The sequence below is a fragment of the Mycolicibacter sp. MU0102 genome (genome assembly GCF_963378105.1).
GTDB lineage: Bacteria > Actinomycetota > Actinomycetes > Mycobacteriales > Mycobacteriaceae > Mycobacterium > Mycobacterium holstebronense.
This window is the reverse complement of sequence record NZ_OY726398.1, coordinates 4,245,787-4,272,111: the sequence shown is the minus strand read 5'-3', so window position 1 is coordinate 4,272,111 and position 26,325 is coordinate 4,245,787. Positions and strand designations below refer to the sequence as shown.

Here is a 26,325-nt window from a genome sequence, read left to right as displayed (position 1 = left end):
GGCATGCGCGACACCGTAGCGCCCAATCCGCTGCCGTGACCAGCAATTACTTGCAGGTGACTTCAGAAGCGCTACCGGGGCGCGAGGTAGCCGACCGGTCCTACCGCGATGCACACCGACAGCGCCGCGGTGTCAGCACGCGCGGACACGTTGTACCCGGCGCCGGGCAGCCGCACGAAGACGCGGTTGAGGCCCGGGCGGACCCGCACGCGCACGTCGGGACCGTCCGACAGTGACAATGTCATCGCGCCGTCGACGTTGGCCAGGTAGTTGATCTCGGCGGTCCAGTCCGCGGGCAGCAGGGGGCCGTCGAGTGCCAGGGTCGCCGGCCGGTCCGGCTGGATCAGATAGCCGCAGTGCGGCACCGGTCCGGGAACCAGGGAGCGGACCCAGGTCACCTGGGCGTCGGCCACCGTCCCCGAGTTGGTCAGCATCCGCAACTGCGTCGTCGCCGAGGCGAACTCGGGACGGTCGGCAAGCAGGGCGAACATGTGGCTGGCCAGGTTCTCCGGGTAGACGACCCGTTGCAGCACCAGCGGGTCCACCTCCTGATCGAGCATCGGCGCATCGGAGTCGGCGTGGGCGGCGGCCAGGCCGTGCCGGGCGTTCTGCAGGTACGCGCGAGCCGGATCGTCTCGCCAGCAGGTCAAGAACGTGCCCGTCGAGTACAAGCTGCTCGCGGTGAACGCCGCCGCCAGGCCGGTCACGGCCACGGTGCGCAGCGGTGAGGCGTCCAGCCACCGCGACGAGGCGCGGTTCGGGGCGCACAACCCGATCGCACCCAGGATCGCCAGCACCACGACGAGATCGGCCAGGTAGCGCAGGGTCTGAGCCAGCTCCAGCGCGGTGAACGCCGAAGACCGCATCAGATAGATCGGCACCTGGCAGGCCGCCGCGTAGCCGGCCGCGGCCAGCCACACCGGCGCCAAACGATGCTTGCGCGCCACCGACACCGCCAACAGCCCGGCCAGCACCAGAGCGCCGAGCGTCATCACCACCGGTCCCGGCAGCGCCCACGGCGAGGCCGGCGCCCAGCGTGCCCACGTCCAGGGGCCACCGGCCAGGCTCGGGACGATGCCGTGCGTGATCGAGCGCAGCAGCAGGTCGCGGGTCATGTCGAGGTCGAAACTCCACCGCTTCTGATTCACCACCGCCAGGTAGACCCCGATCCACCCCGCGGTCACCGCCAGCATCGCCGTCCACATCCGGGCCCCGGCCCGCCACGCCCCGACGACCGCACCGGTCAGCGGCTTACCCGAGACGTAGCCCAACAGTGCCGTCACCGCGAATGCGACGAACGGGATCACGGCGGACTTCTCGAAGAACACCAACCCGCCCAGGTAGGCCAGGGTGGCGGTGTAGGCATAGCGCCGACTCCCAGTGCGCGCCAACAGGATCGCGTCGGCGCACACCCAGGACAATGCGGCGCACAGCGGTAGCGAGTTCAGCGCTGCGGCCCACCAGGCGAAGGCCGGCAGGCCCAGCGGGGTCCACAACGCGAAGGTCAGGGGTACCAGCAGCACCGGCCGCCAGCCCAGAATCACCCACAGCACGCGCAGCAACGCGCACGACGACAGCAGCTGCAGGACCACCAGGCTGATCGCCGGCGCGGCCCACTGCAGCGGCCACAGCTTGGCCAGCGCCCCGGCCACCAGATAGGCGCCCGGCATCACATGGCCGTCGTGATCGTCGAACAGGTACGCCGGCGACAACAGCGAATGGGTGCCGGCACGGCCGATCAAGATCAGGTCGTCCCAGTAGAAGTAGCCCCCGAAAGCCACCACCGCCCGGACCACCAGCTGCGCGGCGATCAATGCCACCGCCGCCCAGCAGACCCACGGCAGGGCGGTGATCCGGGTGCGCATCAGTCTTTCTTACCTGTCGGTATGGTGGGCCGGTGCGAGCACTGGTCACCGGAGCAGCCGGGTTCATCGGATCGACGTTGGTCGACCGCCTGCGGGCGGACGGGCATCAGGTAGTCGGGCTGGACAATTTCGCCACCGGGCGAGCCGTCAACATCGAGCATCTGGCCGGCGACGCCGGCTTCACCTTCGTCGAGGCCGACATCGTCTCGGCGGACCTGCAGGAGATCCTGGCGCAGCACCAGCCCGAGGTGGTCTTTCACCTGGCCGCCCAGATCGATGTACGCCACTCGGTGGCCGACCCGGTCTTCGACGCCTCGGTCAATGTCGTCGGGACGATCCGGCTGGCCGAGGCCGCGCGGACGGCGGGGGTGCGCAAGATTGTGCACACCTCCTCGGGCGGGTCGATCTACGGCACCCCGCAGAGCTATCCGACCGGCGAAGACGTGCCGACCGACCCAGCCTCGCCCTACGCCGCCGGGAAGGTGGCCGGTGAGATCTACCTCAACACCTTTGGCCACCTCTACGGGCTGCAGTGCTCCCACATCGCGCCGGCCAACGTCTACGGACCGCGCCAGGACCCGCATGGCGAGGCCGGGGTGGTGGCGATCTTCGCCCAGGCGTTGCTGGAGGGCAGGCCCACCAAGGTGTTCGGCGACGGATCGAACACCCGCGACTACGTGTTCGTCGATGACGTGGTGGACGCCTTCGTCCGGGCTTCGGGGGAGCAGGGCAACGGGCAACGGTTCAACGTCGGCACCGGGGTGGAAACCTCCGACCGGCAGCTGCATACGGCGGTGGCCGCCGCCGTCGGCGCACCTGATGACCCGGAGTTCCATCCGCCGCGCCTCGGTGACCTTAAGCGGTCCTGCTTGGACATCTCGCGGGGCGCGGACGTGCTGGGTTGGCGCCCGCGGGTCGCGCTGGCCGACGGGGTGACACGCACCGTGGAGTACTTCCGGCAGGTGAAGACCGTCTGAACTTTGTGGCATACTGGCCGGTCGGAGGGGAGTATTCCCCAATTCGCAGTGTCGTCATCACGTCGCCCGTCATCGGGTGACCGGGGCTGTGGGCCGGGCAGCCGGCGGAAGAGACCTCCAGCGCTGCTATGACGCTGGAGGCAATCCATGGATGTTTTCGCAATCGGCCGTTTCGGACTGGACGCCGTCGGCGCCGTCGCATCAGCCAGCCTGGATCTCGCCGCCATCCCCCTGCGTGAAGGCGCCAAGATCCTGGCCGGTGAGCGCTCCGATCTGACCAGCCGACGCAGTTGGCGCGGTGCCGGACGGGCCTGGATCGAGGTGCACGGGCTCGACGACTCCGACGGCGTAGACATCGGTGCCGAGGTTTCCGAAGCCCTGCGGGCCGAGCCCGGCGTCACCTCGGTGCGGCTGAATCGCCCGCTGTCCCGGGTGGTGGTCGAGATCGGTGACCACGTTTCGCTGGCCGACTTGTGTGCCAAGGTGGAGGCGGTCGAAAAGAACGTCCAACTGACCGCGACCGAGACCGCGGCACTGCCGGGCGATGGGCTACTGCTGGCCACCAAGGGCGCGATGGTGGGTGCCAACGCGGTAGGGCTGGCGATCGCCACCGTGGGCAGTGCGATGCGCTGGCCGGCCGCGCCCAAGATGTTCGACGCCGCGGCGTCGGTGGCCCGCTATCAGCCGTTGGTCCGCAACGCCCTGGCGAGCCGGATCGGCCCGGCCAAGACCGACAGGGTGCTTTCCCTGGTCTCGCTCGGGTCGCACGTCATCACCATGTCCCCGGCGATCCTGGCGGTGGATCTGATGGTGGAGGGCCTCAAAGCCTCCGAGACCCGCGCCGGGGCGCTGGCCTGGAATCGCTACGAACCGGAGCTGGCCCGGTACGCCGAGCACCCGGACGTGCACCCCGCCGCGCGGCCTGTCCCGCGACCGGACGGTCTAGCCGAGCGCTACCTCAAGCGCACCGCGGTGGCGCAGGTGGTCGCGGCTGGGGCGGTGGGCGCGCTGACCCGCAACCTGGACATGACCTCGAGCGCGATCCTGGCCACCTCGCCGAAAGCGGTGCGCACCAGTTGCGAATCGTTCGCCGCCACCCTGGGACAGGGCCTGGCCGACTCGCACGAAGTGCTGCCGCTGCGGCCGGACAGTCTGCGCCGCCTCGACAAGATCGACACCGTGGTCATCGACCCGCGGGCGCTGACCGGTGAACAACGCCGGGTGGTGCAGATTCGCGGCGCCAGTGAGCACGAGCTGCCGAAGGCGTGGCAGAGTGCGCAGAACCTGCTCGACAAGCCCGGACTGCGCCCGGGCTGGCACCGGGTTCCCGGGATGACGGCCCGCGGCTCGACCCGCACGGAGCCGGTAGACGCGCTGATCCTGCCCGCGCACCACGCGCTGGCCTCGGCGGTGGTCCTGGAAGCACGTGCCTCCGGCGCGGAGCTGGTCACGGTGGACACCGAGATCCTCGGCGAGCTGCGCCCCGGCTTTGACGACATCCGACCGGTCTCCGGTGAGGATCTCGACGGTGCACTGGCCGCCGCCGTGGCCGACCTGCAGCAGGCCGGCCGCACGGTTGCGGTGTTGTCCACCTCGGCAGCGCAGGCGCTGGCGGCGGCGGATCTGGCGCTGGGTGTCATGCCGACGAGCGAGCACACCGACAGCCCGCCTCCTTTTTATGCCGACCTGCTGCTGGCCGACCTGGCCGGCGCATGGCAGGTGCTGCGCGCGCTGCCGGCTGCCCGGACGGCCACCGAGCGCGGGGTCGCGATCTCGATCGGGGCGTCGTCCATCGCCGGGCTGCTTTTGGTCCGCGGGGTTCGGGCGACCATCCCCGGTGTCGGGGCGGGGCAGAGCCGCGGCCCGGGACCGGTGACCGTCGGTGCCGGTGCCGGAATGCTGTCGGGCTACCTGCTGGCCCGCCGAGTGCTGCGGGCACACGCACCGAAGCCGGCACCGGCCTACGAGTGGCATGCCATGACGGTCGAGCAGGCGCGGGAGCTGTTGACGCCGGACGCGGTGCTGCCGCTGGCCGAACGCGCGCCGGTCGACGCGGAAACGCAAGGCATGTTCTGGCCGTACTTCCACGCCGTGCGTGAAGAGTTGTCCGACCCGATGACGCCGATCCTGGCGCTGTGCTCGGCGGCGACCGCCATGCTGGGCTCGCCGATCGACGCCGTCATGGTGGGCACGGTGCTCACCGGCAACGCCATGCTGGCCGCTTATCAGCGGTTGCGGGCCGAGAGCCGGCTCAACACCCTGCTGGCCCAGCAGGCTCCGCCGGCGCGGGTCGTACTGATGGGTTCGCAGGGGGAATTGGCCGGTACCCCGACCTACCACGAGATCCCCGCCGAACAACTGCTGCCCGGCGACCTGATCGAGGTGCGCAGCAACGAGGTGGTGCCCGCCGACGCCCGGACGATCGAGGTGTCCGACGTCGAGGTCGACGAATCCGCGCTGACCGGCGAATCGCTGTCGGTCGGCAAACAGCTGGACCCGACTCCCGGCGCCGAACTGGCCGAGCGCAGCTCCATGCTGTACGCGGGCACCACGGTGATCGCCGGCAAGGCGCTGGCGATGGTGACCGCCGTGGGCGCCGACACTCAGGCCCGCCGGGCCTCCGAACTGGCCTCCGGCGAGCTGCCCGAGGTCGGCCTGCAGCACCACCTGTCCCAGCTGATGTACCGGACATTCCCGTACAGCGCCGCCGGCGGTGTGGCCGTCGGCGCGCTGGGCCTGCTGCGCCAGGGCGGGCTGCGGGTCGCGCTCGGCAACGCGATCGCGGTCGCGATCGCCGCCGTCCCCGAAGGCATGCCGCTGATGGCCACCTTGGCCCAGCACGCATCGTCGCAGCGGTTGACCAAAACCGGTGCGCTGGTGCGAATCCCGCGGTCGGTGGAGGCGCTCGGCCGGGTCGACGTGGTCTGTTTCGACAAGACCGGAACGCTGTCGGAGAACCGGCTGCGGGTCGCCACGGTGCGCCCGCTTGCGGGATATTCCGACGACGACGTCCTCGGCACGGCCGCGCAGGCGGCCCCGGCTCCCGACGGCGCGGCCCACGCGCACGCCACCGACCAGGCCATCGTCGAGGGCGCGGCGGCCGCCGGCGGCGCCCGGCCGTGGATCGAGCCCGACGCTCACCTGCCGTTCCGCTCCGGCCGGGCCTTCTCGGCGTCGGTGTTGGGATCGGAGCTGCTGGTCAAGGGCGCACCGGAAGTGGTGTTGGGGGCCTGCAAGAACGCCGACGCCAAGATCGAGCAGCAGGTGGCCGCGATGGCCGCCCAGGGCCTGCGGGTGATCGCGGTCGCCCACGGCAAGCTGACCGCCGCCCAGGTGCAGGCCGTTCAGGACGATTCGGAACGTCTCGTGGAGGTCAGTGCCTCCGGGCTGACGTTGCTCGGGTTCCTCGGCCTGGCCGACACCCCCCGGGCCGACGCGCCGCAGCTGCTGGCCGATCTGGCCGCCCGCGGCGTCGACATCCGGATGATCACCGGTGACCACCCGATCACGGCCACCGCGATCGCCGCCGAGATGGGCGTGACCGTCGCTCCCGAGCAGGTCATCACCGGCTCGGAGTGGAATGCCTTGAACCGCAAGGAACAAGAGCGTGTGGTCTGCGAGCGGGTGATCTTCGCCCGAATGTCGCCGGAGAACAAGGTGCAGATCGTCCAGACGCTGGAGCGTGCCGGCCGGGTATCGGCGATGGTGGGCGACGGCGCCAACGACGCCGCTGCGATCCGGGCCGCAACGGTAGGTCTGGGTGTCGTTGCGCACGGCAGCGATTCGGCGCATGCCACCGCCGATGTGGTGCTGACCGACGGCAAGATCGGTGCCTTGGTCGACGCGATCGACGAGGGCCGGCGACTGTGGCGCGGTGTGCAACTGGCCATCTCCGGATTGCTGGGCGGCAACGCCGGCGAAGTGATGTTCTCCGTCATCGGCACTGCGATTACGGGGAATTCACCGCTGAACACCCGGCAGCTGCTGTTGATGAACACCCTGACCGACGCGCTGCCGGCCACCGCCGTGGCGGTGAGCACTCCGGCCGGCCCGATCGGTGACGCGGTGCCCGGACTCGACGAGCGCAAACTGTGGCGCGCGGTGGCGTTCCGCGGCGGAGTCACCGCCGCGGCGGGCACCGCAGCCTGGGCGATGGCCTCGGCGACGGGTCTGCCGCAGCGGGCCGCAACGGTGGCGCTGATCTCGCTGGTGACCACCGAACTCTGTCAAACCGTGGTCGATTCGCGGGCGCCAATGGTGCTGGCCACCGCGGCCGGATCGTTCGCGCTGTTCGCGGCGATCGTCTCCGCGCCCGGGGTCAGCCAGCTGTTGGGTTGCACGCCGGTCGGCCCGATCGGCTGGGCGCAGGGTCTCGGCACGGCCGCGGCGGCCACCGCCGCGGTGGCTGTGGCGAGCCGGTTCTCGACAACTCCCACCAAGGAGATCGCCGCCCCCGCCCAGGAGATCGAGGCCCCCATCAAGGCGGTGTCGGCGGTTCCGGCCCAGAAGGCACCGGCCAAGAAGGCTCCAGCTGCAAAGAAGGCCCCCGCCAAGAAGGCCCCCGCCAAGAAGGCTCCGGTCAAGAAAGCCCCGGTGAAGAAGGCCCCGGTCAAGAAGGCTCCGGTCAAGAAGGCTCCGGCGGCCAAGCAAACCCCGGCCAAGGAAACGCCGGCCAAGAAGGCCCCGGCCAAAAAGGCCCCCGCCAAGAAGTCGTCCGCGAAGCTGGAGCTGGTGCGCTAAGGCTGTCCCGTTACGCCGGCTGAAGCACCGTCACCTGCGGCAGCGGTCGCTTGGATGCGCGAAGTCGCACCTCCAGCAGACCGGCACGCCAGAGCACTGCGTACAACTCGACCATCGGCACCGTCAGAAGTGCCGCTGTCGCGTCGGCCAGAGGTTCTGCCAGGACTTGGGTAGTCCGCATACCTGCAACGGTGAGGGCTGGAATCGGACGATCGGCAAACCTGCTGTTACCTCTGGGACAACTGTTGCCGAATTACTGTGTCTTATACGGCCCAGACGGCTTAGGCGGCTCGGGCGGTTGGGCTTGGGTAAGCGCTATCGCCCTCGCCAGCCGGGCATAACGCAGCTCCAGATCGCGGAATCGCATATAGGTGCTCAGCGTGGTAAACGCGAAAACCATGATCAGCACGTACAGCATCAGATCGGTGCCGCGGCGCACCCCGAGCCAGTTGGCCACCACGGTGGTGTCGTCGGGGCGCAGCACCGCATAGATGCCGGCCACCACGAACACCAGGTAGCCGACCTTCACCCAGGCCCGCGACTGGGCGGACCGACGCGACAGCAACAGGTAGATCAGCAGCATCAGCACCGCCGCGATGAGCAGAACCTTGATCCAGTTCATCGCGACATCCTCTTGCGTAGCAACCCATCGAACAGGATGTTGACGCCGTTGAGCAGCGGCTGCCCCTTCGACTTCGAGTAGTCGGTGTAGAGCACCTCGACCGGCTCTTCGCCCACCCGCCAGCGGTTCTCGGCAATCAGCGCGATGAACTCCCCGGCATGGCTCATCCCGTTCATGGTGAGGTCGAGGCCATCGGCCACTCGCCGGTTGAACACCCGCAGGCCGTTGTGGGCGTCGGAGAGTCCAAGTCGGCGAATTCGCGGGTTGAGCCAGACCGCGGTCCGCAGTATCGCTCGTTTGAGCGGCGGCACCGTTGCGGCAGCTTCGGGTGCGGCGAACCGGGTGCCGATCACGATGTCGAGGTCGGCGCTGTCGAGATGGTCGATCATGCGCATCAGGTCGGCGACGCGGTGCTGGCCGTCGGCGTCGAAGGTGGCGAACAGTCGAGCGCCGGGCTGACGGCGGGCGAACTCGACCCCGGTCTGGATGGCCGCGCCCTGACCGAGGTTGACCGGATGGTGCACCACGTAGGCGCCCGCGCGTCGCGCCGTGACGGCGGTGTCGTCAGCGCTTCCGTCGTCCACGCAGACCACGTAGTCGAAAACCGAACGGATCCCGGCGATCACGTCACCGATGACGGTCGCCTCGTTGAACGCCGGGACGATGATCCAGACATCGGGGTAGCGGGTATCGATGGTTTAGAAAATACACGCCTGCCCGGCTTACGAATCGGTGCGCAACGCGGCTAGATGCACGACGATTCCCACCAGGGGACCGCACAGCAGGGCGACCACGGTTCTGGTCGGTAGGTCCAACGGCAGCAGCAGGAGCAAGGTCGAGGCCACCGTGGCGCCCACCCACCCCAGGGCATAGGCGCGGTGCAGTGCCGCGGCCACCGTCGCCGCCCCGGTCAGCGTCAGCAGCGCGATCGCCGTGGCTGCTGTTGTCAGTCCGGCCAGCAGCAGCCCGTCGGCACGATAATCCGCGCCGAACACCGTGCGCAGCAGCCAAGGTCCGAGCAGGCCCGCCGCCACCGTGCCCACCGCGCCCAGTGCGGCGACGGCCGCCGCGGGCGTGCGCAGTGCCCGTAGCCGGCGGCCCCGCTGGTCGACGAAGTGCGCGATCAGGTTGCCCTGCATAGCGGTCAACGGCACCAGTAGCGGTGCCCGGGTCACCGTGACCGCCAGGATCACCACGCCGCCCGCAGCACCCAATTCGCCGTAGGTGGCCTGCAGCAGCACCGGAAAACCCATCACCAGGATCGCGCTGGCCCCGGCTGCGGTTATCGAATGCGCCGCGCCGCGCAGGAATCCCGCCGTGCTCACCGGAGTCAGCAGTCGCGCTGCGGAGCGGGCCGTGGGTGAGGCGGCCAGCAGCAGTAGCCAGGCCAGCGCGCCGGCCACGGTGGCCCACAAGAATCCGACCAGGCCCCAGCCGACGACGAACGTCGCGGTGGCCACGGCCACCCGGACGCTCGCATCGGTCACCATCAGCGCGCCGTACTGCGTCCAGCGGTTGGCGCCGGCCAACATGCCGAGCAGCGTGGCGTGCACCGCGAAGTTGGCCAGACCAAAGCACAGCAGCCCGACCGACAGCCAGCGCGCCTCGACGAACACGTGGCCGCTCCACAACGGCGAACTGGCGGCGACCACCGCGGCCGCCACCAGCCCGCTCAGTCCGGCCACCCGCAGCGGGCGGGTGTGTGCGGTGGAGGGGCGCTCGCGCGTGGAGTCTCCGGCGAACCGGACTTCCCGGGTGGTCTCCTGCAGCAGGCCGTTGGCGGCGCCGTTGACCAGTCCGAATGCACCCCAGAACACGCCGAACACCGAGAAACCCGCCGGGTCCAGATCACGCGCCGCCAGATACAGCACCGCGTAGCCGCACAGCGCGCTGAGCAGGGTTGCGGTGCCGACCCGGGCCATACTGGCTCGGGCGACGGGACCGGTGGTCAGCCCACGGGGGAACCCGGGGGATCCGGTACCACCCACATCGGTCACCACGGCGAAAATACTAAGCGGGCCGCGGGGTACCGTCGGGCAGCCCGCTGAACTGACTCGCTGACCGGAGGCCCGCTGTTGGACCCGTCGCTGCTGGAATGGCTGCTGACATTCGCGGGGCTGGGCGCAGTGCTCGGATTCGACCTGCTGATCATCGGCCGGCGGGTGCACGAGCCGTCGATCCGCGAGATCGCGGGATGGCTGACGTTCTACCTCAGCCTGGCGGTGGCGTTCGGCGTCTGGGTGTGGCATTTTCACGGCGCGAAGTACGGCATGCAGTTCTATGCCGGCTGGCTGACCGAGTACAGCCTCTCGGTCGACAACCTGTTCGTGTTCGTGATCATCATGAACAGCTTCAACGTGCCCAAGAAGTACCGGCAGGAGGCGCTGTTCGTCGGCATCGTCATGGCGCTGTCGTTCCGGGCGGTGTTCATCGCGCTCGGCGGGGTCGCGGTGCAGCGGCTGTCCTGGACGTTCTATGTGTTCGGTGCCTTCATGGCCTACACCGCGATCAAACTGCTCCGCCACGACGACCCCACCGGCGAAGGGGAGGGCGAAGGCGGCAACAACTTCATCGTGCGGTTTGCTCGCACCCACTTCAACGCCACCGATCGCTGGTCCGGCGTGCGGTTCTTCATCCGGGACAGTTCAGGGGCTTGGGCTGTCACGCCGATGTTCCTGGTGGGGTTGGCGTTGGGCACCACCGACGTGGTGTTCGCGATGGACTCGATTCCGGCGATCTACGGACTGACGCGTCAGCCCTATCTGGTGTTCACCGCCAACGTGTTCGCCCTGATGGGGCTGCGCCAGCTCTACTTCATTCTCGGCAAGTTGCTGGGCCGGTTCGTGTATCTGTCCCAAGGCCTGGCGGTGATCCTGGGGTTCATTGGCGTGCGGATGGTGTTGCATGCGCTGCGCACCAACGAGGTGTGGTTCATCAACTCCGGCCGGCCGCTCAACGTCCCGGAGATCCCCACCCCGGTCAGCCTGGGGGTCGTGGTGGGAGTGTTGGCGCTGACGACGGTGGCCAGCCTGTACCGGACCCGTGGGGCGACCTCAACGCAGTGAGAAGACCGGGAACGACGGTGCTGCGGCCCGCAGCTCGTCGTCGCTGGACTCCGGCGTCAGCCCCGCTACGTATCCCTTGACCTGCCAGTACCACCGTTGAAGGTAGCGGCGCAGCACCTCCGGTTTATCGTCGTCGCGGACTTCGGTGGCTTGAGCCGAGCGCGGCCGCCACCGGGGCCCGACCTCGATCTCACCGGCGGCGCGCACATTGCGAACCCACTCGGTGTTGCCCCGCGGCGAGACCAGGTAGTCCACCCCCTCGACGGTCAGCAGATTGATCACGACACCACGGCGCTTGCCGCTCTTGCGGCCGCGCACGGAGATCGCGCGGGTGCCGGCAATGCTGATGCCCGCCTCGGCCAACTTGCGGATCACCGTATTGGCGAACCGGGCGGCGGCATTGGGTCGGTCGTATCCGGTGGCCATGGTCGTCCCCTTACTCGCGATATCGAGAGCGGCGCTCTCGTTTTTCTGATCGTGACACATCGCAGGGGGCAAAGCAAGAGCGGTGCTCTCTTATCTGTCAGACTGGTGCCGTGGGAAAACGGCAGGAGTCGCGGGAACGCATCGAGGCGCAGATCATCGAGGTCGGACGGCATCATCTGCGCACCCACGGGGCGGCCGGGCTGTCGCTGCGCGCGGTCGCCCGCGATGTGGGCATGGTGTCCTCGGCGGTCTACCGGTACGTGGGCAGCCGCGACGAGTTGATCACCCTGCTGCTGGTCGACGCCTACAACGATCTGGCCGATGCTGTGGGCCGGGCCCGCGCATCGGCGTCGCCGGTGCCGTGGCGCCAGGACATCGTGACGATCGCCCACGCGGTGCGGGACTGGGCGCTGGCCCATCCTGCCGGGTGGACGCTGCTGTACGGCAGCCCGGTTCCCGGCTACCACGCGCCGGCTGAGCAGACCGTGGCACCAGGTACCCGGGTTGTCGGTGCATTCTTCGAAGCGATCGCGGCGGGAATCGCGGCCGGCGATATCGCGTCCGGCAAAAGCGGTGCAGCGCAACCGCTATCGGCAGACTTCGAGCGACTCCGCGCGGAGTTCGGCTTCCCCGGCGACGATGGCGTCGTCGCCAAATGCTTCCTGCTGTGGGCCGCCCTCGTGGGCGCGGTCAGCTTGGAAGTGTTCGGTGGTTACGGCGCGGACACCCTATCGGCGCCGCGGGCGTTGTTCGACGCCCAGCTCGCGCTGCTGCTGGACGTGTTGGGGGTCAGTGACCGGAGGTCTTGAACCGCTCGATCGACCGGGTGATCTCGGCCTCGGCTTCGGCGCGGTCAACCCAGTCGGCGGCCTTGACGAACTTGCCCGGCTCCAGGTCCTTGTAGTGCACGAAGAAGTGCTTGATCGCGTCCAGCTCGTAGGCGGGCACGTCGCTGATGTCCTGGATGTGGTCCCACCGGTGGTCACCGGCCGGCACGCACAGCACCTTGGCGTCGCCGCCGGCTTCGTCGGTCATCTGGAACATCCCGACCGGACGTGCCTCGACCAGCACACCCGGGAACACCGACTGCGGCAGCAGCACCATCGCGTCCAGCGGGTCGCCGTCCTCGCCGAGGGTGTCCTCGATGAAGCCGTAGTCGGTGGGGTAGCCCATCGGCGTGTACAGGTAGCGGTCGAGCTTGACACGCCCGGTGGCGTGGTCGACCTCGTACTTGTTGCGCTGGCCCTTGGGGATTTCGATGGTCACGTCGAATTGCACCGGGTCAGTCTAGAGCGGCCCGGATTCACGCCCGGACTCCGCCCGTCCGGCACAATTGCGCCTGACAGCGGAGGAGAGACATGCAACCCACTCGGTGGCGACACAGCAGCGCGCATCTGGGTATCGCGGCCGCGGTGCTGGCGCTGGCCGCCGCCGTGGTGGTCTTGGCGGTCGTTGTGCTCCCGGACGAATCCGGCGCAGGTGCGCGCGTCGTGTCGCCGGCACCGGTGGCGACCGCCAAACCCGGGGTGGTTCCGGTCTCCGACGACGCCCCGGTGCCGGTCGGCACTGCACTGGCCGCCGCCATGGCCCAGGCGTTGGCCGACCCGAATCTGGGCCGGCTCACCGGCCGCATCACCGATGCACTGACCGGCAAGGCGCTGTGGACCCAACAGGAAGACCTGCCGATGCAGCCGGCGTCCACCAACAAGGTGCTCACCGCAGCGGCTGCCCTGCTGGCGCTGGATCAGGGCGCCCGGGTCACCACCCGGGTGACGGCGAGCGATCAGCCCGGAGTGGTGGTGCTGGTGGGTGGCGGGGACCCCACGTTGTCGACGGCCGAGGTCGGTCAGGACACCTGGTATCGCGAAGCCGCGCGCATCAGCGATCTGGCCGAGCAGGTGCGCCGCAGCGGGGTGAGCGTCACCGAGGTGCAGGTCGACACGTCGGCGTTCACCGGCCCGACCATGGCCCAGGGGTGGGATGCCGAGGACATCGAAGGCGGTGACATCGCCCCGATCGAGGCGGTGATGGTCGACGGCGGGCGGGTCCAGCCGACCACCGTCGAGTCCCGGCGATCGACGACGCCCGCGCTGGACGCCGGAAAGGCTTTGGCCGCAGAGTTGGGCATCGACCCCGACAACGTGAGCATTGCCTCCTCGTCGGTGACCGGACGCGAGCTGGGCGCCGTTCGATCGGCACCGCTGGTGGTCCGCCTCGGCGAGATGATGAACGCCTCGGACAACGTGATGGCCGAATCCATCGCTCGCGAGGTGGCCGCGGCGATGGGCCGGCCCCGCTCGTTTGCCGGAGCCGTCGACGCGGTGACCAACCGGCTGGCCACCGCCCACATCGCGGTCAGCGGAGCCAACCTGCAGGACTCCAGCGGATTGTCGGTCGACGACCGGTTGTCGGCTCGGACCCTCGATGCGGTGGTGCAGGCGGCCGCAGGGCCGGACCTGCCCGAGCTGCGCCCGCTGCTGGACATGCTGCCGGTCGCCGGCGGCAGCGGCACGCTGTCCGAGCGGTTCCTCAACCCCAAGACCGGGCGCGGCGCGGCCGGCTGGCTGCGGGCCAAGACCGGCTCGCTGACCCGCACCAATGCGCTGGCCGGCATCGTCACCGACCGGGACCAGCGGGTGCTGACGTTTGCGTTCATCTCCAACGACGCCGGACCCACCGGGCGCACGGCGATCGACGCGCTGGCCGCGGTGCTGCGAACCTGCGGATGCGGATGAGCGAATCGGACGTCGGGGGCGCGGTGGACTTTGAGTTCGCCGCGACGGTCGGTGGCTGGCTGGCACGGCCCGCACCGCCGATGACCGACTACACGCGCCGCCAGGTCATCGAGGAACTGCACGCCAGCGCCCGCGCGGCAGAACCGCTGGTCCGAGAGGTCACGGGTCTCGGCGACGATGGCCCGGTCCCCGACGCCCGCGTAGTCGACCGGCGGCAGTGGATCGCCGCGGCCGCCGAATCGATGCGGGTGATGATGGGCGCCTCCGAGCGGCCCTCCGGTTTCCTCACCAGCCGGCTGACCGGGGCGCAGACCGGCGCGGTGCTGGCCTTCGTCTCGTCGGGCATCCTCGGCCAATACGACCCGTTCTGTGCGGGCGGTGGCGCGCTACTGCTGGTCTATCCCAACGTGGTCGCCGTCGAGCGCCAGCTGCAGGTGACGCCGGCCGACTTCCGATTGTGGGTGTGCCTGCACGAGGTGACGCACCGCGTGCAGTTCAGCGTCAACCCGTGGCTGGCCGGCTACATGTCGGATGCCCTGTCGGTACTGACCGGCGACAGCAGCCCGGATCTGACCCAGGTGGTGGGCCGGCTGGCCGACTATCTGCGGGGCCGCCAGAACGATGCCGAGTCGCCGGGCCCGTCGGGGATCCTGGGCCTGGTGCGGGCGGTGCAGTCCGAGGAGCAGCGCACCGCGCTGGACCAGTTGCTGATGCTGGGCACGCTGCTCGAAGGCCACGCCGACCACGTGATGGACGCGGTCGGGCCGATGGCGGTGCCGTCGGTGGCGACCATTCGGAACCGCTTCGAGGAACGCCGTCAGCGCAGCCAGCCGCCGCTGCAACGACTGTTGCGGGCGTTGCTGGGCCTCGACGCCAAGATGAGCCAGTACACCCGCGGCAAGGCCTTCGTCGACGCCGTGGTCGGCCGCGTCGGTATGGACCGGTTCAACGCGGTGTGGTCTGGTCCGCAGACCCTGCCGCTGCCCGCCGAGATCGAAGAGCCCCAGCGGTGGATCGACCGGGTGCTGTAGCCGCGCTGCGCGCCGCGTTGGGGGCGTACGCCGAGCAGTTTCTGTCGCAGGGGGCAGGCTGGGCGGTCGCGTTGTCCGGTGGACCCGATTCGCTGGCGCTGACTGCTGTCGCAGTCCGGATGCGGCCCACCACCGCGCTGATCGTCGACCATGGCCTGCAAGCCGATTCGGCCCAGGTGGCCGAGACCGCGCGCCGTCAGGCGCTCGAGCTGGGATGCGTTGATGCGCAGGTTATTCCGGTGACCGTCGGAGCCCAGGGCGGTCCGGAGGCGGCGGCGCGCACGGCCCGTTACGCCGCGCTGGCCGATGCTCGCGGCCGGGACCCTGTACTGCTGGGACACACACTCGACGATCAGGCCGAGACAGTGCTGCTCGGGCTGGGCCGAGGTTCGGGAGCCCGGTCGATGGCCGGGATGCGGCCGTACGACCCACCGTGGTGCCGGCCACTGCTGGGGGTGCGACGTGCGCAGACCGCGCAAGCCTGCGCCGAACTGGGGCTGACGCCGTGGCTCGACCCGCACAACAGTGACGACCGCTTCACTCGGGTGCGGCTGCGCGCCGAAGTGCTGCCCCTGTTGGAGGACGTGCTGGACGGCGGGGTAGCCGAAGCCCTGGCCCGGACGGCGATCGCACTGCGGGAGAACACCGAGCTCATCGATGCCTTGGCCGAGCAGGCACTGCCCGGAGCCACCGCGGGCGCCGCGTTGGACGCTGCTGCGCTGGCGGCCTTGGCGGGCCCGGTGCGCCTGGCGGTGATCCGGCGCTGGCTGATCGACGGAGGCGGGCGCGGCCTGACCGACCTGCAGATCCGCGCGGTGGACCGGCTGGTGACCGCCTGGCGCGGCCAAGGGGGAGTGGCGATCGGATCGGACCTGCGCGGACAGCGGCTGTTCGCGGTTCGCGGCGACGGCCTGCTGCGGCTGCGCAGCGAGCCGGTCTAAGCCGCGGGCGTGATTTCCTCCGCTGCAGTTGGTTGTCGAACTCCCGCCATGGCACGCTGTGCTGGTGGCTGCGATCTTGCCGGGGGAGAAACCCGAGTTGTACGCGGGTGACATCAAATCGGTGTTGCTGACCGAGGAGCAGATCCGGACCCGCACTGCCGAACTTGCCGCGCAGATCGCCGCCGACTACGCCGGGGGCAGCGCCGAGAGCGGCGACCTGCTGCTGATCACCGTGCTCAAAGGCGCGGTGCTGTTCGTCACCGATCTCGCCCGGGCGATTCCGCTGCCCACGCAGTTCGAGTTCATGGCGGTCAGCTCCTACGGTTCCTCGACGTCGTCGTCGGGGGTGGTGCGCATCCTCAAGGACCTCGACCGCGACATCAGCGACCGCGACGTGTTGATCGTCGAGGACGTCGTCGACTCCGGACTGACCCTGTCGTGGCTGCTGCGCAATCTGGCCACCCGCCGGCCCCGGTCCCTTCGGGTGTGCACCCTGCTGCGCAAACCCGACGCGCTGGGCGCCGGCGTCGACATCGCCTACGTGGGTTTCGACATCCCGAACGACTTCGTGGTCGGCTACGGCCTCGACTACGCCGAGCGCTACCGCGACCTGCCGTACATCGGCACCCTGGACCCGCGGGTCTATCAGGGCTGAACACGGCCAGAAGGGCGGCGAGGCCTTCTGGCGAAGGAATCGTGCTCCGCTGCTACCGCCTGCTGGCGGGCGAAGTCCACCAGGTTCGCAACCTCAGTCCGAGTGGGCTGCCAGCCGTCAGCCAGGCCGCTGGAGATGGTGTTGTAGATGGTGTGGCAGTCATCGGCAGAGAGCTCAGTAGTAAAGTCATCGACAATTCGCCATAGCCAGATGCCGGCATTGTCGCTGTCAGTGTCCCTGATCGCCGTGGCCGACGACCTCATCGCTTCTTCTGTTCTTGTTGGGTTTTCACTTTGTTGACCTTGCTGTTGATCGTGTCGCGCACGAAAGTGCTTTGTATTACGAGATATTCAGGAGCCCGACAGCGCCACGGCAAGCCGAACACATGACCATCTTGCGGGGGGCGTCGTGGACTACGGCTCAGACAGGGCGATTCGATAGTGACCGGCTCCCGGGCACCGTCAGCCCTGACGAATCAACTGAGATCGCCGGCTTTGGAAACCCATCGATGTTCCGCGTGGGCTCGGGCGGTGCGGGATTCTCTTTCGCGGTCACTGATTACGAGCAGTGCGTCCACGTTTGAGTCGTTATTGGGTGCCGCCGCGCTCATCATCGTCTCGTGTGCCTGGTCGGGCTTGGTGCGAGGCGGAACCACGAGCAAGAGGATCCGGCTCCGGTCAGCACCGAGGACCTCCAGAGTGTTGACCGGCTGACGTTCATATCCATCGAGTCGTACGGTTCGTCCGTCGGTAGTGAGTTTGGAAGGTGCCGGCGCCCATTCGCTGAGGTTGTACCGCACGCGTTGAATACTCCCGACTCGAACCGACAACACCGAGAGCAGGCCCGGGAGCTCGGTGGTGAGAGTGCCGCTCCATGGCCACCAGGCCCCGTCGACGTGTCCGGCCTGCGCTGCCTTTGGTTTCAAGCGCAACCGCGGTCTGCGTTGCGGTGGCGTCGGGTGCCGGCTTGTTGCGAAGTGGGTCTGTTGTTGCGTCATAACGACGCTCCTGACTGGGCCGCGAATCGGCCGGTTACCTTCAAATCGGCGGCGATACAACCTAGAACGGTCAGATGCGGAATACCGCCGATATGCCATACCCTACCCGAACTTCGCAGTTCGGGGCGCTTACGAGCCGCGGGCCGGCCACCGGGGCGACCCCCGACTGGTGTCGGCCGCCGCGATGCCCCGAGTCATCAGAGTCCGACGGCGTGCTCGAGCTGGCGGAGTTCTTCGTCGAGAAGTCTGGTCAGCTCACTCAGTCCTGGAACGGCTTCGCGGCAGCCGGTAAGCCCGAACGCGATCGTGTCGTCGGTGCTCGTGCAGGTGATGTTCAGTGCCTGTCCGTCGACTGGGATCGACAGGGGATAGAGCTCGTCGAGGCGGGCGCCGTTCCAGTACAACGGCACCGGAGAACCGGTCACGTTTGAGATCATCACGTTCGGGGGGCGCAGCAGCCCGTGCTGACCGACGAGCATGCCCAACGCCAGTGGCGTGGCACCCAGCGCACTCATCGCGAGGATCTGCAGCTGAGTGTGCGTGCCCAGCGCGGTCTTGCCCTCGCGCATGCTGTTCCGCACCGACACCAATCGCTCGCCGGAATCGGCTAGGTCGGTGGCCAGGCCGCACATCAGAGACCCGATTCTGTTGCCGGTGTTGTCCCGGCCGGCTGCAGGCCCGGGCAGCCGCAGTGAGACCGGAATCATCGCCACCAGCGACGCCAACGGCAGCGCTTTCCTAGTGGTCAGGTAATTGCGCAGGGCGCCTGCGCACATGGCCAGCACCACATCGTTGACCGTTGCATCGCTGTGTTTGGCGACCAACTGCAATCGTTCCAGCGGCCACGAGCCCCCGGTGAAGACCGGGCACTGTCAATCGCCACATTGAACATGGTGTGCGGTGTGACCAGCGACAGTGCGCCGCAGCGCTGGCGGAGGGCCTGCACCAGCGTGCCGGTGAGCGCCGGCAGCAACCCCGCGGCATCGCGTGCTCCGTGCCAGATCGCCGCCGTCGCCCGCCCCGCCAGCGAACTGCTCGACGTTGAGTCGGGGGCAGACGCGGAGCGCGTGTCGGCCGGCTCCCACAACGCAGGCTGACCGCGGCGAGCCGGGTCAGGACTCAACGCCGCACGCAGCATCCCCATCGCGGAAACGCCGTCGGTGAGCGCGTGGTGGACCTTGATATACACGGCATAGCGGCCGTCGGCGAGGCCTTCGATCAGGTGCATCTCCCACAGCGGCCGATCCCGGTCCAGCGGGATTGCGTGCAGCCACGACACCAGCGTCCACAACTCCCGCAGTCCGGCGGGCCGCGGCAGCGCCGAATACTGCACATGGTGTTGGAGGTCGACGTCGGTGCCACTGTCCCAGCCCCACTGCCCCAGCGACAGCACTGAGCGGCGAGCCCGTTTGCGCCACATGCCGGCGACGTCGTCGCGAGCGATAGCCGCCGCGAACATCTGACGGACATCCAAGGCGCAGGCACCTTCGGGCGGGGTGAACAGGGCAATCCCACCCACCTGCATCTGGCGATTCTCCGATTCGGCCAGCAAGAACATCGAATCGGTCGGGGACATGGGAATCAACATCAGGGCACAGCTCCAGGCAGAAAGAGAGCACCATCAGTGGTGCAGCAATGGCTTTCGGCGAGAGCATCGGTTCGGCTGGGCGAATCTCGTTGATTCAGGCCCAGATACCACGGAGGGTTGCCTTCGCCTCGCATCTTCAGGTCGGCGATGACCCCGCTGGTCGCGGTGGCGCAATGGCACCTCGTTGCGATTGGGAGGCTGGAGTGCCCGCCCAGCGGGTCCGCAAAGAATGTGGTTTCGATCGGATGAAGTGGAGCATCACCGCTGGGATCAACCGTACGCCACAAGTTGGCCGTTGTCTCAGCTCGCCAGCTTGGTCGGCCCCCGGGACCGGATCCATGTGAGCGGCGCGGTTCTTGCGCTTAGCCGCCTTTTGCCGGCCCTGTCAGGGGCCCCGCTGATCAGCGAATCGGTGTTGCTGCGTCCGGCGTTTGAATACCGGCTTCTTGCATGCGCCGGCCCCTGGAGAGGAGCCGGGTCAGGCGCGCGATTCGCTTGATGGGACCGCCGGGGATCTTTAAGTCCTCAGCGGTGCGCGGCCGTTCCCACCGCAGCTCACCCTGGTAACCCGCGTCTGCAATGGCCGCGCACAATGCTGCGACGCTCACGGCGGAATCGGCATCGATGGTGGCGGTCGCGCTCGGGAAGTCCACTGAGGCCCGAACCCCGTCGATCGAGTTCAGTTTCAGCTCGATGTGCGCAGAGCACATCCGGCAGGTCATACCGGTCACGTCGAGTTGGATCCGTCGAATGTCGGACAAGGCTTCTCCTTCTTCAGGTCCTCTATGAGTGGTCGTCAGAAAGGGCCGTCCGGTTCCACGCCGCAACCGTGAGCCACCAGCTCGACCAGCCGCGAAGACGGCGCAGCCAATTCGGTGACCGAATCGACCTGCAGCTCGAAACTGGCGTGTCCGGAGAGGTATTGCGCGTAGGACCGTTCACCCAGGCGCATCCCCAAGGTGAGCCAGGCGTCGATTACCGCCCACCGGCGTGGGTTGCGTCTGGCCCAGTCACTGGCGTCCAAGTGCTGCTTCCAGCGGTCGACGTCGTATTCGTGGGAGCCGAAGTGAGCCAGAAATTTCGAGTATTCGATGGGTGTTCCCCGCAGCGCGGTGACGGTGCGTCCCAGGGGTGTTGACAGCATGCCCAGGATCACCGTCGCAGCCGACCGGTTGCTGGTGACCTCCTCGGTCAGGTGCACGGCGGGATGAGCACGCAGTGCTGTGCAGGCATCGGCGAGCGCAACCAAAATATCGGCCGATGTCCGCAGTTGGTGCGGCTCGCCCAACACCCGGGGTAGCCGTACCAGGGAGAAGGCCAGCGGGCCGGCGTTGCGCGCGACAATCAGCTCGGCCAGTGCCTTGGAAGCCGCGTAGGGATAAGGCGCGGCACGCGGATCGACAACCTGCGGTGTTGCCGGTTGCGGGCTCACCACCGAGGTCGATAACTGCACCAGCTGGGTGCCCTGTGCCACGCAGGCCGCAACAATGTTCGACACCGCCTCCACATTGGCCGGCCGCAGCTCCCGATATGGCACCACCACATTGGTATTGCCGATGGCGTTGACCACGGTCGCAGCGTGGGTGGTGCGGATAAGCTCAGGAACGCATTGCGGGGCAATGTGTTCTATGCGAACACCGTCGACCCTGGGTAGCTCTGGCCAGGGACCAGCATCGGGCAGTTCCGAGGTGGTGGCCAAGACCAGCTCCGAATCGAATCCGTGGGCGCGCAGCTCGGCGGCAGCTCGAGCAAAGCCGGTGCCCAGGATTCCCGAGGCGCCGAACACCACAACGGTGCCGGTGTTCTCGGAGCACGGGCCTGGTGCGGGGTAGGGCAGTGACGGGGCCAGGCTGGCGAGATCGTCGTCGATCTCGGCGGCTGTGACCTCGTCCATCCCCATCCCGTCGGTATTTTCGATCAACCGGCTGGCGCTGTCGGCGCTGATCACATCCAGCAATGACACGTGCCGGCCGAGGTAGCGGCGGGTGGCAGGCAGGATGCGGATCAGATCCAGCGAGCCGACACCCTCGGCCAGCAGTGACGATTCCGGGTGCAGGTCGCGGTCCAGATGCCGACTCCACAGTTGAGCCAGGCCGTTTGCTTGGGCCGACGCTGTGCCGGTGTCTTCGTGTTGAGTCTTGGGCAGACGATCGGAATCAACCTTGCCGCTGGGTTTTCGCGGAATAGCCGAGACGGCCGAGATCGCAAATCCGGGGATCCGGGCGGCCTGCAGAACTTTGCGAATTCGTTGCTCGGCTGCGGGGTCGGCGGCTCCATCACGGGTGCCCAGGCTGGTGTACCAGACTCCGAGCCGGGTGTGGTCGGGTTCCACGGCAACATCGCAGATCGTGGGATCCTCGGCGATCAGCCGGGTGATCTCGGCAGTGTCGACGCGCTGGCCGGCGAGCTTCACAACGGCGTCCCTGCGACCCGCAAATACTGGGAAGCCCTTGCCGTCCAAGATCACTCGGTCAGCGGTGGCAAACGCACGCAGTGGCGAACCGTCGATGCCGAATACGGTGCCAAAGTTGGGGCTGGCGATACCCACGTATCCCGCAGATACCTCGTCGCCGAGCAAAACAACCTCACCGAATGCCACGAAAACGGTGTTTCCAGCCAGCGGTTGCCCCAGTCGCCGCTGGTAGCTTGGCTCGGCAGTGGCCCCCTCGCCGTCCAGTGGTAGGCACGTCACCACCACAGTCGCCTCGGTGGGGCCGTAGCTTGAGATCAGCGCGACGTCGGAAACACCACGAACCGCCTGCCACTTCTCGACGGCACAGGAGCGAACCGCCTCGCCGCCGATCACGATTTGGCGTACGCGTGATGCCGCCACGGTGGCAAGCACATCGGGCTCGTCGCAGCACAGCTGCCAGATGGCGGTAGGCAGATCGAGGACGGTAACGCAGTGCCGCGTCAGGTCTTCTCCCAGTTGCGTGAGATCTCCGGTTCGAGTTGCCGCAGAGCGAACCAGAGCGGCACCGGATTGTGCGGCGCTGAAAATCTCCTCGACACTGATATCCGAAGTCAGGGGCGCACATTGCAGGACAGTGTCGTGTTGCTCCCACCCGTAGGCCTGGCGCGCTCCCCGGCAGAAGATCGCCAGTGCGCCGTGGGTGATCGGCACCAGCTTGGGGCTGCCGGTCGATCCAGAGGTCGGCATGATGTAGGCGATCCGTTGCGCTAAGTGCTCGTCTTTGCGGACCTGTTGAAGGCGGTCCCTCAGGCGCGTGGGCTGTGTCGGCAGGTCGGTATTGCTGACGTCGACCAATCGTGCCAAAAGCCCGCTTTCCGGTCCGACGGCCGCTAATCGGCTTTCGAGTTCATCGGTGTGCTCGCAGACGCTGTAGCCGCAACCGACCAGATGGCATGCGACCAACAGATCGATGGTCTTGTCGGTTTGATCGTCAGTGAATACCAACAGTTCACCGGGCTCGATGCCCGAACTCACCAGCCAATCGATCCAAGGATCGACATACCGCCGGCGTTGTCGCCAGCCGTCGATGTCGGTGTCCGCGTCCAGAAACCATGCTGCCACGGCCGGTCTTGTTGGGCTGGGCGCGATGTCGGTGGAATGGCACGTACCGTCGGTGTGAACCTCGAACCACTGGTCCACCCCCATCGCGACCGGCTGATTCCACTGGGCCGGCATCTTCAGCAACACCTGGGCGATCAGGGTTGCGATGTCCCGGGATTGGGGCCGGTCGTTTTGGTGATCGTCATCCCAGGTCGACAGCGTCAGGGTCTGCTGCGGATCGTCTTGGACGGCTGCCACGGTCAGGCCCTCGATCGGCCCGATATCTGTGGTAATGGGCATGCCGTCGAGGAACGGACGCAGTTGGGGGGCGCAGGGGTCCGGAAGAAAGTTGAGCGCCAATGCATCAGTCTGGGGAGTCCGGTTGATGGTCAGATAGATGCGGCGATATAACTCCTCCCGAAACCAGCGCCGCCGCACTGCTTTGACGTATCCGCGGTCCACATTGGCCACAAGATCTCGCACTGATGCGAATGCTGGGAAGCGAATGGACTGAGCAACTGAGTTGACGATGCAGGTGGCCACATCAAGAGCGGGCTCACCAAAACGATTGTCGATGGCGTGCACCACCATGGCCTCGGTACTGCTTCGACGGCCTGCATCGACGGCCACGGAGGCTGCCGTAACCAACACGTGCAGCGGTACTTGTGCCCGAGCGGCCAGCTTCGTGATCGCGTCATAGCCGGATCCGGTGATCTGGACTGACTCGCGCAGAACTCCTCGGCGAGCACCGCCTGACGTCGGTGGCGATTGCGGATAGCCGCCAGTGGCTACCTCGCCTGCCAACTCCCGCTGCACCGATTCGGTCAGCCGCCGTTGTGCGGCGTCAACTTGTTCGGCTTCCCGGCTGTGGGCTTCGGCGAGGCGCTCGAGGCCGGCGGCTATGTCGGGCAATTCGGAGCTTCCGGCGGAGAGGTTGCGGCCCAAGTCGGCTTCGATCAGACCGGTCGCACCACCGTCGAGCAGAAGGTGGTGGGCGTGCATGTCCAGGCCCACGACGTCGCCGCTCGAATCGACTTGCACGGTGTAGCGCACCAGGGGGCGGGACAAAATCCCCGAATCCCACTCCCGCACCAGCAGTTCCGCGTCGTCGCCGGATATTTGCACCAGATCGACGGCTCGCAGTAGCGGAACCAGGTGCGGATATGGTGCCTGGGCTTGTTCGAGAACGCACAATTGCACCGGGTTGTGCTGGATAGCGGCTTCCAACGCGACCCGGAACTGGGGAAGAGGTATGGGGAACAAGCGATACCGGCGGCCGATCAGATACAGCGTGGGATCGGCATCCTGGAGCACACCCCGGTAGATGTTCTGCTGGGAGACAGACAGCGGGATGGGCGCTGGGGGTTGGGAATCAGGCATGCAGGTCGGGATCTTCCAGCTCGGCAACCCAGCCGGCGATCGACAGGTCGCGCGCCAAGCGCGCCGGCAACTCAGACTCGCGGTCCACTCCGAGGCGTTTCATCAACAAAACGAATCGAATCGAGTCCAGACCAAGATCGCGAAGGTCCGTGTCGTCACCGTCGAAGAGGTCCGCTTCGTCGATGTAGAGCACGTCGCAGACCGCACCGAGGATCCGCTGTCGGATGGACTCAACCATGTGCGCGCGCATCGATCGCTGCGGCCAACGACGTGCGCATGACCTTCCCGGACTGGGTTCGCGGAATCCTGGTGACTAAGACGATCCGCGACGGGCGGGCGGCCGATTCCACCTCGCTGCGGTAACGGGCTGCAATTGTCTGTTTGAGGTTGCGAGCACCGCCCTCGTCCAGTTCTTCCGATGCGACCACCGCGAGGCCGACGAGGGCTCCGAACTCCGGGTCGGGGATCTCATAGCATGCTGCCTCGCGGACCCCCGGGACGGATTCTGCGACGCGGTCAACCTCGTCGGGGGCGACATTGACTCCGCCGCAGATGATCATCTCCGAGGCCCGCCCTCGAATATAGAAGTACCCGTCGCTGCCTTCGTCGAGTAGGTCACCGGTGTTCACCCACCCGTCGCTCAGTACTTCGTCGGTCCGGTCCGGGTTGTTCCAGTACCCCAGCATGTTCGCCGGCGATTTGATCCACAAAGTTCCCGACGAGGCCGGCGGGCCAGCCGGTCCGCTGCCATCGCCATCGAGGTGAACCCGCACGCCTGGGTAGGGTCGACCGACCGCTCCTGCCTTGATGGCGGCGATCGACCCCGGTGCGGTGGGAAGACATAGTGCGGTGCAACCAGTTTCGCTCAACCCATAGACCTGCGCGGTGCGTATCCCTGCGGTCTCGACGAACTGCACGTCGGATGCGATGGCCCGCGATCCGCCGTAACCGAGAAAACGCAGCGAAGGTGGCATCGACCTACCGGTTGTCTTCAACTCGGCTACCAGACGCGAGAGCAGAGTCGGGACCAGGCAGACCGTAGCGACCTCGTTGGTCGTGATTATCTCCAACAGCGACGCTCCGCCTTCGCCGCCGGTGACGCACGTACCACCTTGCATCAGGCAGTTCAGAATCCACCACAGGCCACCGATGTGGGTGGCCGGCAACGGCGAGTAAGCGACTTCGCCTGTCACCCAATCGATCCATGTCAAGCCGGTCTCCCGCAGAATGTCAGCGACGGCGTAGAAGGTCCGATTGGCCAGCAGCACAGCCTTTGGTTCGCCGGTGGTGCCGCTGGTGAAGATCATCGCCAGCGGGTCATCGGCGCCACCGTTCGGCCTCGGGGTCACGCCCGGAGCCGCGAGCGAGGGGGTGTCCTCGGCAACCGACAGCCGCGGTACCGCGGCGAGGGACTCCGGCGGGTTCGAGAGGGACAGTCGGGCGCCTTCGGTGCACAGAACTGCGGCAGGTTGCGTGAGTTCGGCGAACCGTTCGACGGTGGCCATAGGCAGATTGCCCTCCGCCAGAACGGCAATGGCGCCCAGTCGGGCGCAGGCAAGCACCGCCAGGTATGTCTGTGGTCCGTTGTCGGAAACAACAAGTACGCGAGAGCCCAGCGAAACCCCCCTAGCCTGCAGTGCTGCGGCCAGACGTTCCCACTCGGCAGCCAGTTCCCTGTAGCTAACCGGACTTCTGCCGTCGCAACGACGTAATGCGATGGCGTCGGGGCGGTGGCGCACGTGTTCGAGAATGCGATCCAGTACGGACGTGGGGGCCGGAATCATCATGC

At 67.6% G+C, this 26,325-nt stretch carries 20 protein-coding genes and 1 pseudogene; 8 read left to right on the top strand and 13 right to left on the bottom strand.

Features of this window, described 5'->3' with window-relative positions; genetic code table 11:
• Positions 1-71 precede the first annotated feature (71 nt).
• Positions 72-1,865, bottom strand: coding sequence for a hypothetical protein (locus tag RCP37_RS20085; RefSeq protein ID WP_308484703.1), 1,794 nt, complete (start codon positions 1,863-1,865; stop codon positions 72-74).
• Between the two features lie 32 nt (positions 1,866-1,897).
• On the opposite strand from RCP37_RS20085, the gene RCP37_RS20080 reads away from it, so the two are divergent.
• Both RCP37_RS20080 and RCP37_RS20075 read left to right on the top strand, forming a co-directional pair.
• Positions 1,898-2,842 carry an NAD-dependent epimerase/dehydratase family protein gene (locus tag RCP37_RS20080; RefSeq protein WP_308484702.1) on the top strand — a complete coding sequence of 315 codons (945 nt, stop codon included), beginning with the start codon at positions 1,898-1,900 and terminating at the stop codon, positions 2,840-2,842.
• 147 nt (positions 2,843-2,989) lie between these two features.
• The gene (locus RCP37_RS20075; RefSeq protein WP_308484701.1) at positions 2,990-7,582 is read left to right on the top strand and encodes a cation-translocating P-type ATPase; all 4,593 of its coding nucleotides are present in this window, start codon (positions 2,990-2,992) and stop codon (positions 7,580-7,582) included.
• A 10-nt stretch (positions 7,583-7,592) separates the two neighbouring features.
• Here the strand turns inward: RCP37_RS20075 and RCP37_RS20070 are convergent, their stop codons facing one another.
• The 4 genes from RCP37_RS20070 to RCP37_RS20055 form a co-directional block, all read right to left on the bottom strand.
• Complete coding sequence (locus RCP37_RS20070) at positions 7,593-7,763, bottom strand: Rv1535 domain-containing protein (protein ID WP_308484700.1); 171 nt, start codon at positions 7,761-7,763, stop codon at positions 7,593-7,595.
• 72 nt (positions 7,764-7,835) lie between these two features.
• Positions 7,836-8,204 carry a DUF2304 domain-containing protein gene (locus RCP37_RS20065; RefSeq protein WP_308484699.1) on the bottom strand — a complete coding sequence of 123 codons (369 nt, stop codon included), beginning with the start codon at positions 8,202-8,204 and terminating at the stop codon, positions 7,836-7,838.
• Entirely contained in the window at positions 8,201-8,899 is a 699-nt protein-coding gene (locus RCP37_RS20060) for a polyprenyl-phospho-N-acetylgalactosaminyl synthase PpgS (protein WP_308487173.1), read from the bottom strand. The genes RCP37_RS20065 and RCP37_RS20060 overlap by 4 nt, the downstream gene beginning before the upstream one ends.
• A gap of 27 nt (positions 8,900-8,926) precedes the next feature.
• A complete protein-coding gene (locus RCP37_RS20055) occupies positions 8,927-10,126 on the bottom strand; it encodes a polysaccharide biosynthesis protein (protein ID WP_308487172.1) in 1,200 nt (399 codons plus the stop codon).
• Positions 10,127-10,279: 153 nt separating this feature from the next.
• Here RCP37_RS20055 and RCP37_RS20050 point away from each other — a divergent pair, with 153 nt between their 5' ends.
• Positions 10,280-11,269: a TerC/Alx family metal homeostasis membrane protein gene (locus RCP37_RS20050; protein WP_308484698.1), complete on the top strand. Its 990-nt coding sequence runs from the start codon at positions 10,280-10,282 to the stop codon at positions 11,267-11,269.
• On the opposite strand, the gene RCP37_RS20045 is transcribed toward RCP37_RS20050, so the two are convergent.
• A complete protein-coding gene (locus RCP37_RS20045) occupies positions 11,258-11,695 on the bottom strand; it encodes a nitroreductase/quinone reductase family protein (protein ID WP_308484697.1) in 438 nt (145 codons plus the stop codon). The genes RCP37_RS20050 and RCP37_RS20045 overlap by 12 nt on opposite strands.
• Positions 11,696-11,805: 110 nt before the next feature.
• On the opposite strand from RCP37_RS20045, the gene RCP37_RS20040 reads away from it, so the two are divergent.
• Positions 11,806-12,504, top strand: coding sequence for a TetR/AcrR family transcriptional regulator (locus RCP37_RS20040; RefSeq protein WP_308484696.1), 699 nt, complete (start codon positions 11,806-11,808; stop codon positions 12,502-12,504).
• Here RCP37_RS20040 and RCP37_RS20035 read toward each other — a convergent pair.
• Positions 12,485-12,973, bottom strand: a complete 489-nt coding sequence (locus RCP37_RS20035) for an inorganic diphosphatase (RefSeq protein WP_024441707.1) — start codon at positions 12,971-12,973, stop codon at positions 12,485-12,487. The genes RCP37_RS20040 and RCP37_RS20035 overlap by 20 nt on opposite strands.
• An 80-nt stretch (positions 12,974-13,053) precedes the next feature.
• Between RCP37_RS20035 and dacB the strand changes: the two genes are divergently transcribed.
• The 4 genes from dacB to hpt are packed head-to-tail and all read left to right on the top strand — an operon-like array spanning position 13,054 to position 17,057.
• Positions 13,054-14,430, top strand: a complete 1,377-nt coding sequence (dacB, locus tag RCP37_RS20030) for a D-alanyl-D-alanine carboxypeptidase/D-alanyl-D-alanine endopeptidase (RefSeq protein ID WP_308484695.1) — start codon at positions 13,054-13,056, stop codon at positions 14,428-14,430.
• Positions 14,427-15,461, top strand: coding sequence for an Rv3626c family coenzyme F420 biosynthesis-associated protein (locus tag RCP37_RS20025; protein ID WP_308484694.1), 1,035 nt, complete (start codon positions 14,427-14,429; stop codon positions 15,459-15,461). The genes dacB and RCP37_RS20025 overlap by 4 nt, the downstream gene beginning before the upstream one ends.
• Positions 15,440-16,402 (top strand): tRNA lysidine(34) synthetase TilS, encoded by a 963-nt coding sequence (gene tilS, locus RCP37_RS20020; protein ID WP_373693069.1) that lies wholly within the window; start codon positions 15,440-15,442, stop codon positions 16,400-16,402. The genes RCP37_RS20025 and tilS overlap by 22 nt, the downstream gene beginning before the upstream one ends.
• Positions 16,403-16,430: 28 nt before the next feature.
• Positions 16,431-17,057, top strand: coding sequence for a hypoxanthine phosphoribosyltransferase (gene hpt, locus RCP37_RS20015; protein WP_373693068.1), 627 nt, complete (start codon positions 16,431-16,433; stop codon positions 17,055-17,057).
• A 475-nt stretch (positions 17,058-17,532) separates the two neighbouring features.
• Here the strand turns inward: hpt and RCP37_RS20010 are convergent, their stop codons facing one another.
• From RCP37_RS20010 to fadD10, 6 genes and pseudogenes are all read right to left on the bottom strand, one after another.
• Positions 17,533-18,054, bottom strand: coding sequence for a DUF5994 family protein (locus RCP37_RS20010; RefSeq protein ID WP_308484693.1), 522 nt, complete (start codon positions 18,052-18,054; stop codon positions 17,533-17,535).
• Between the two features lie 197 nt (positions 18,055-18,251).
• Positions 18,252-19,642, bottom strand: a pseudogene (locus tag RCP37_RS20005) (WS/DGAT/MGAT family O-acyltransferase).
• Between the two features lie 401 nt (positions 19,643-20,043).
• Positions 20,044-20,403 (bottom strand): heavy-metal-associated domain-containing protein, encoded by a 360-nt coding sequence (locus RCP37_RS20000; RefSeq protein ID WP_308484692.1) that lies wholly within the window; start codon positions 20,401-20,403, stop codon positions 20,044-20,046.
• Between the two features lie 35 nt (positions 20,404-20,438).
• Positions 20,439-24,536, bottom strand: coding sequence for an AMP-binding protein (locus RCP37_RS19995; RefSeq protein WP_308484691.1), 4,098 nt, complete (start codon positions 24,534-24,536; stop codon positions 20,439-20,441).
• Positions 24,529-24,762 (bottom strand): acyl carrier protein MmaB, encoded by a 234-nt coding sequence (locus RCP37_RS19990; RefSeq protein WP_308487169.1) that lies wholly within the window; start codon positions 24,760-24,762, stop codon positions 24,529-24,531. Before RCP37_RS19990 ends, RCP37_RS19995 begins: the two co-directional genes overlap by 8 nt.
• Positions 24,763-24,766: 4 nt before the next feature.
• On the bottom strand, positions 24,767-26,323 hold the full coding sequence (gene fadD10 / locus RCP37_RS19985; RefSeq protein WP_373693066.1) for a fatty acid--CoA ligase FadD10: 1,557 nt from the start codon (positions 26,321-26,323) through the stop codon (positions 24,767-24,769).
• Positions 26,324-26,325: the final 2 nt, after the last annotated feature.

Coding starts and splice junctions, on each gene's coding strand:
- RCP37_RS20085 (WP_308484703.1), bottom strand. CDS start 1,865: ATGCGCACCCGGATCACCGCCCTGCCGTGGGTCTGCTGGGCGGCGGTG.
- RCP37_RS20075 (WP_308484701.1), top strand. CDS start 2,990: ATGGATGTTTTCGCAATCGGCCGTTTCGGACTGGACGCCGTCGGCGCC.
- RCP37_RS20070 (WP_308484700.1), bottom strand. CDS start 7,763: ATGCGGACTACCCAAGTCCTGGCAGAACCTCTGGCCGACGCGACAGCG.
- RCP37_RS20065 (WP_308484699.1), bottom strand. CDS start 8,204: ATGAACTGGATCAAGGTTCTGCTCATCGCGGCGGTGCTGATGCTGCTG.
- RCP37_RS20055 (WP_308487172.1), bottom strand. CDS start 10,126: ATGGCCCGGGTCGGCACCGCAACCCTGCTCAGCGCGCTGTGCGGCTAC.
- RCP37_RS20045 (WP_308484697.1), bottom strand. CDS start 11,695: ATGGCCACCGGATACGACCGACCCAATGCCGCCGCCCGGTTCGCCAAT.
- dacB (WP_308484695.1), top strand. CDS start 13,054: ATGCAACCCACTCGGTGGCGACACAGCAGCGCGCATCTGGGTATCGCG.
- RCP37_RS20025 (WP_308484694.1), top strand. CDS start 14,427: ATGAGCGAATCGGACGTCGGGGGCGCGGTGGACTTTGAGTTCGCCGCG.
- RCP37_RS20010 (WP_308484693.1), bottom strand. CDS start 18,054: ATGACGCAACAACAGACCCACTTCGCAACAAGCCGGCACCCGACGCCA.
- RCP37_RS19995 (WP_308484691.1), bottom strand. CDS start 24,536: ATGCCTGATTCCCAACCCCCAGCGCCCATCCCGCTGTCTGTCTCCCAG.
- fadD10 (WP_373693066.1), bottom strand. CDS start 26,323: ATGATGATTCCGGCCCCCACGTCCGTACTGGATCGCATTCTCGAACAC.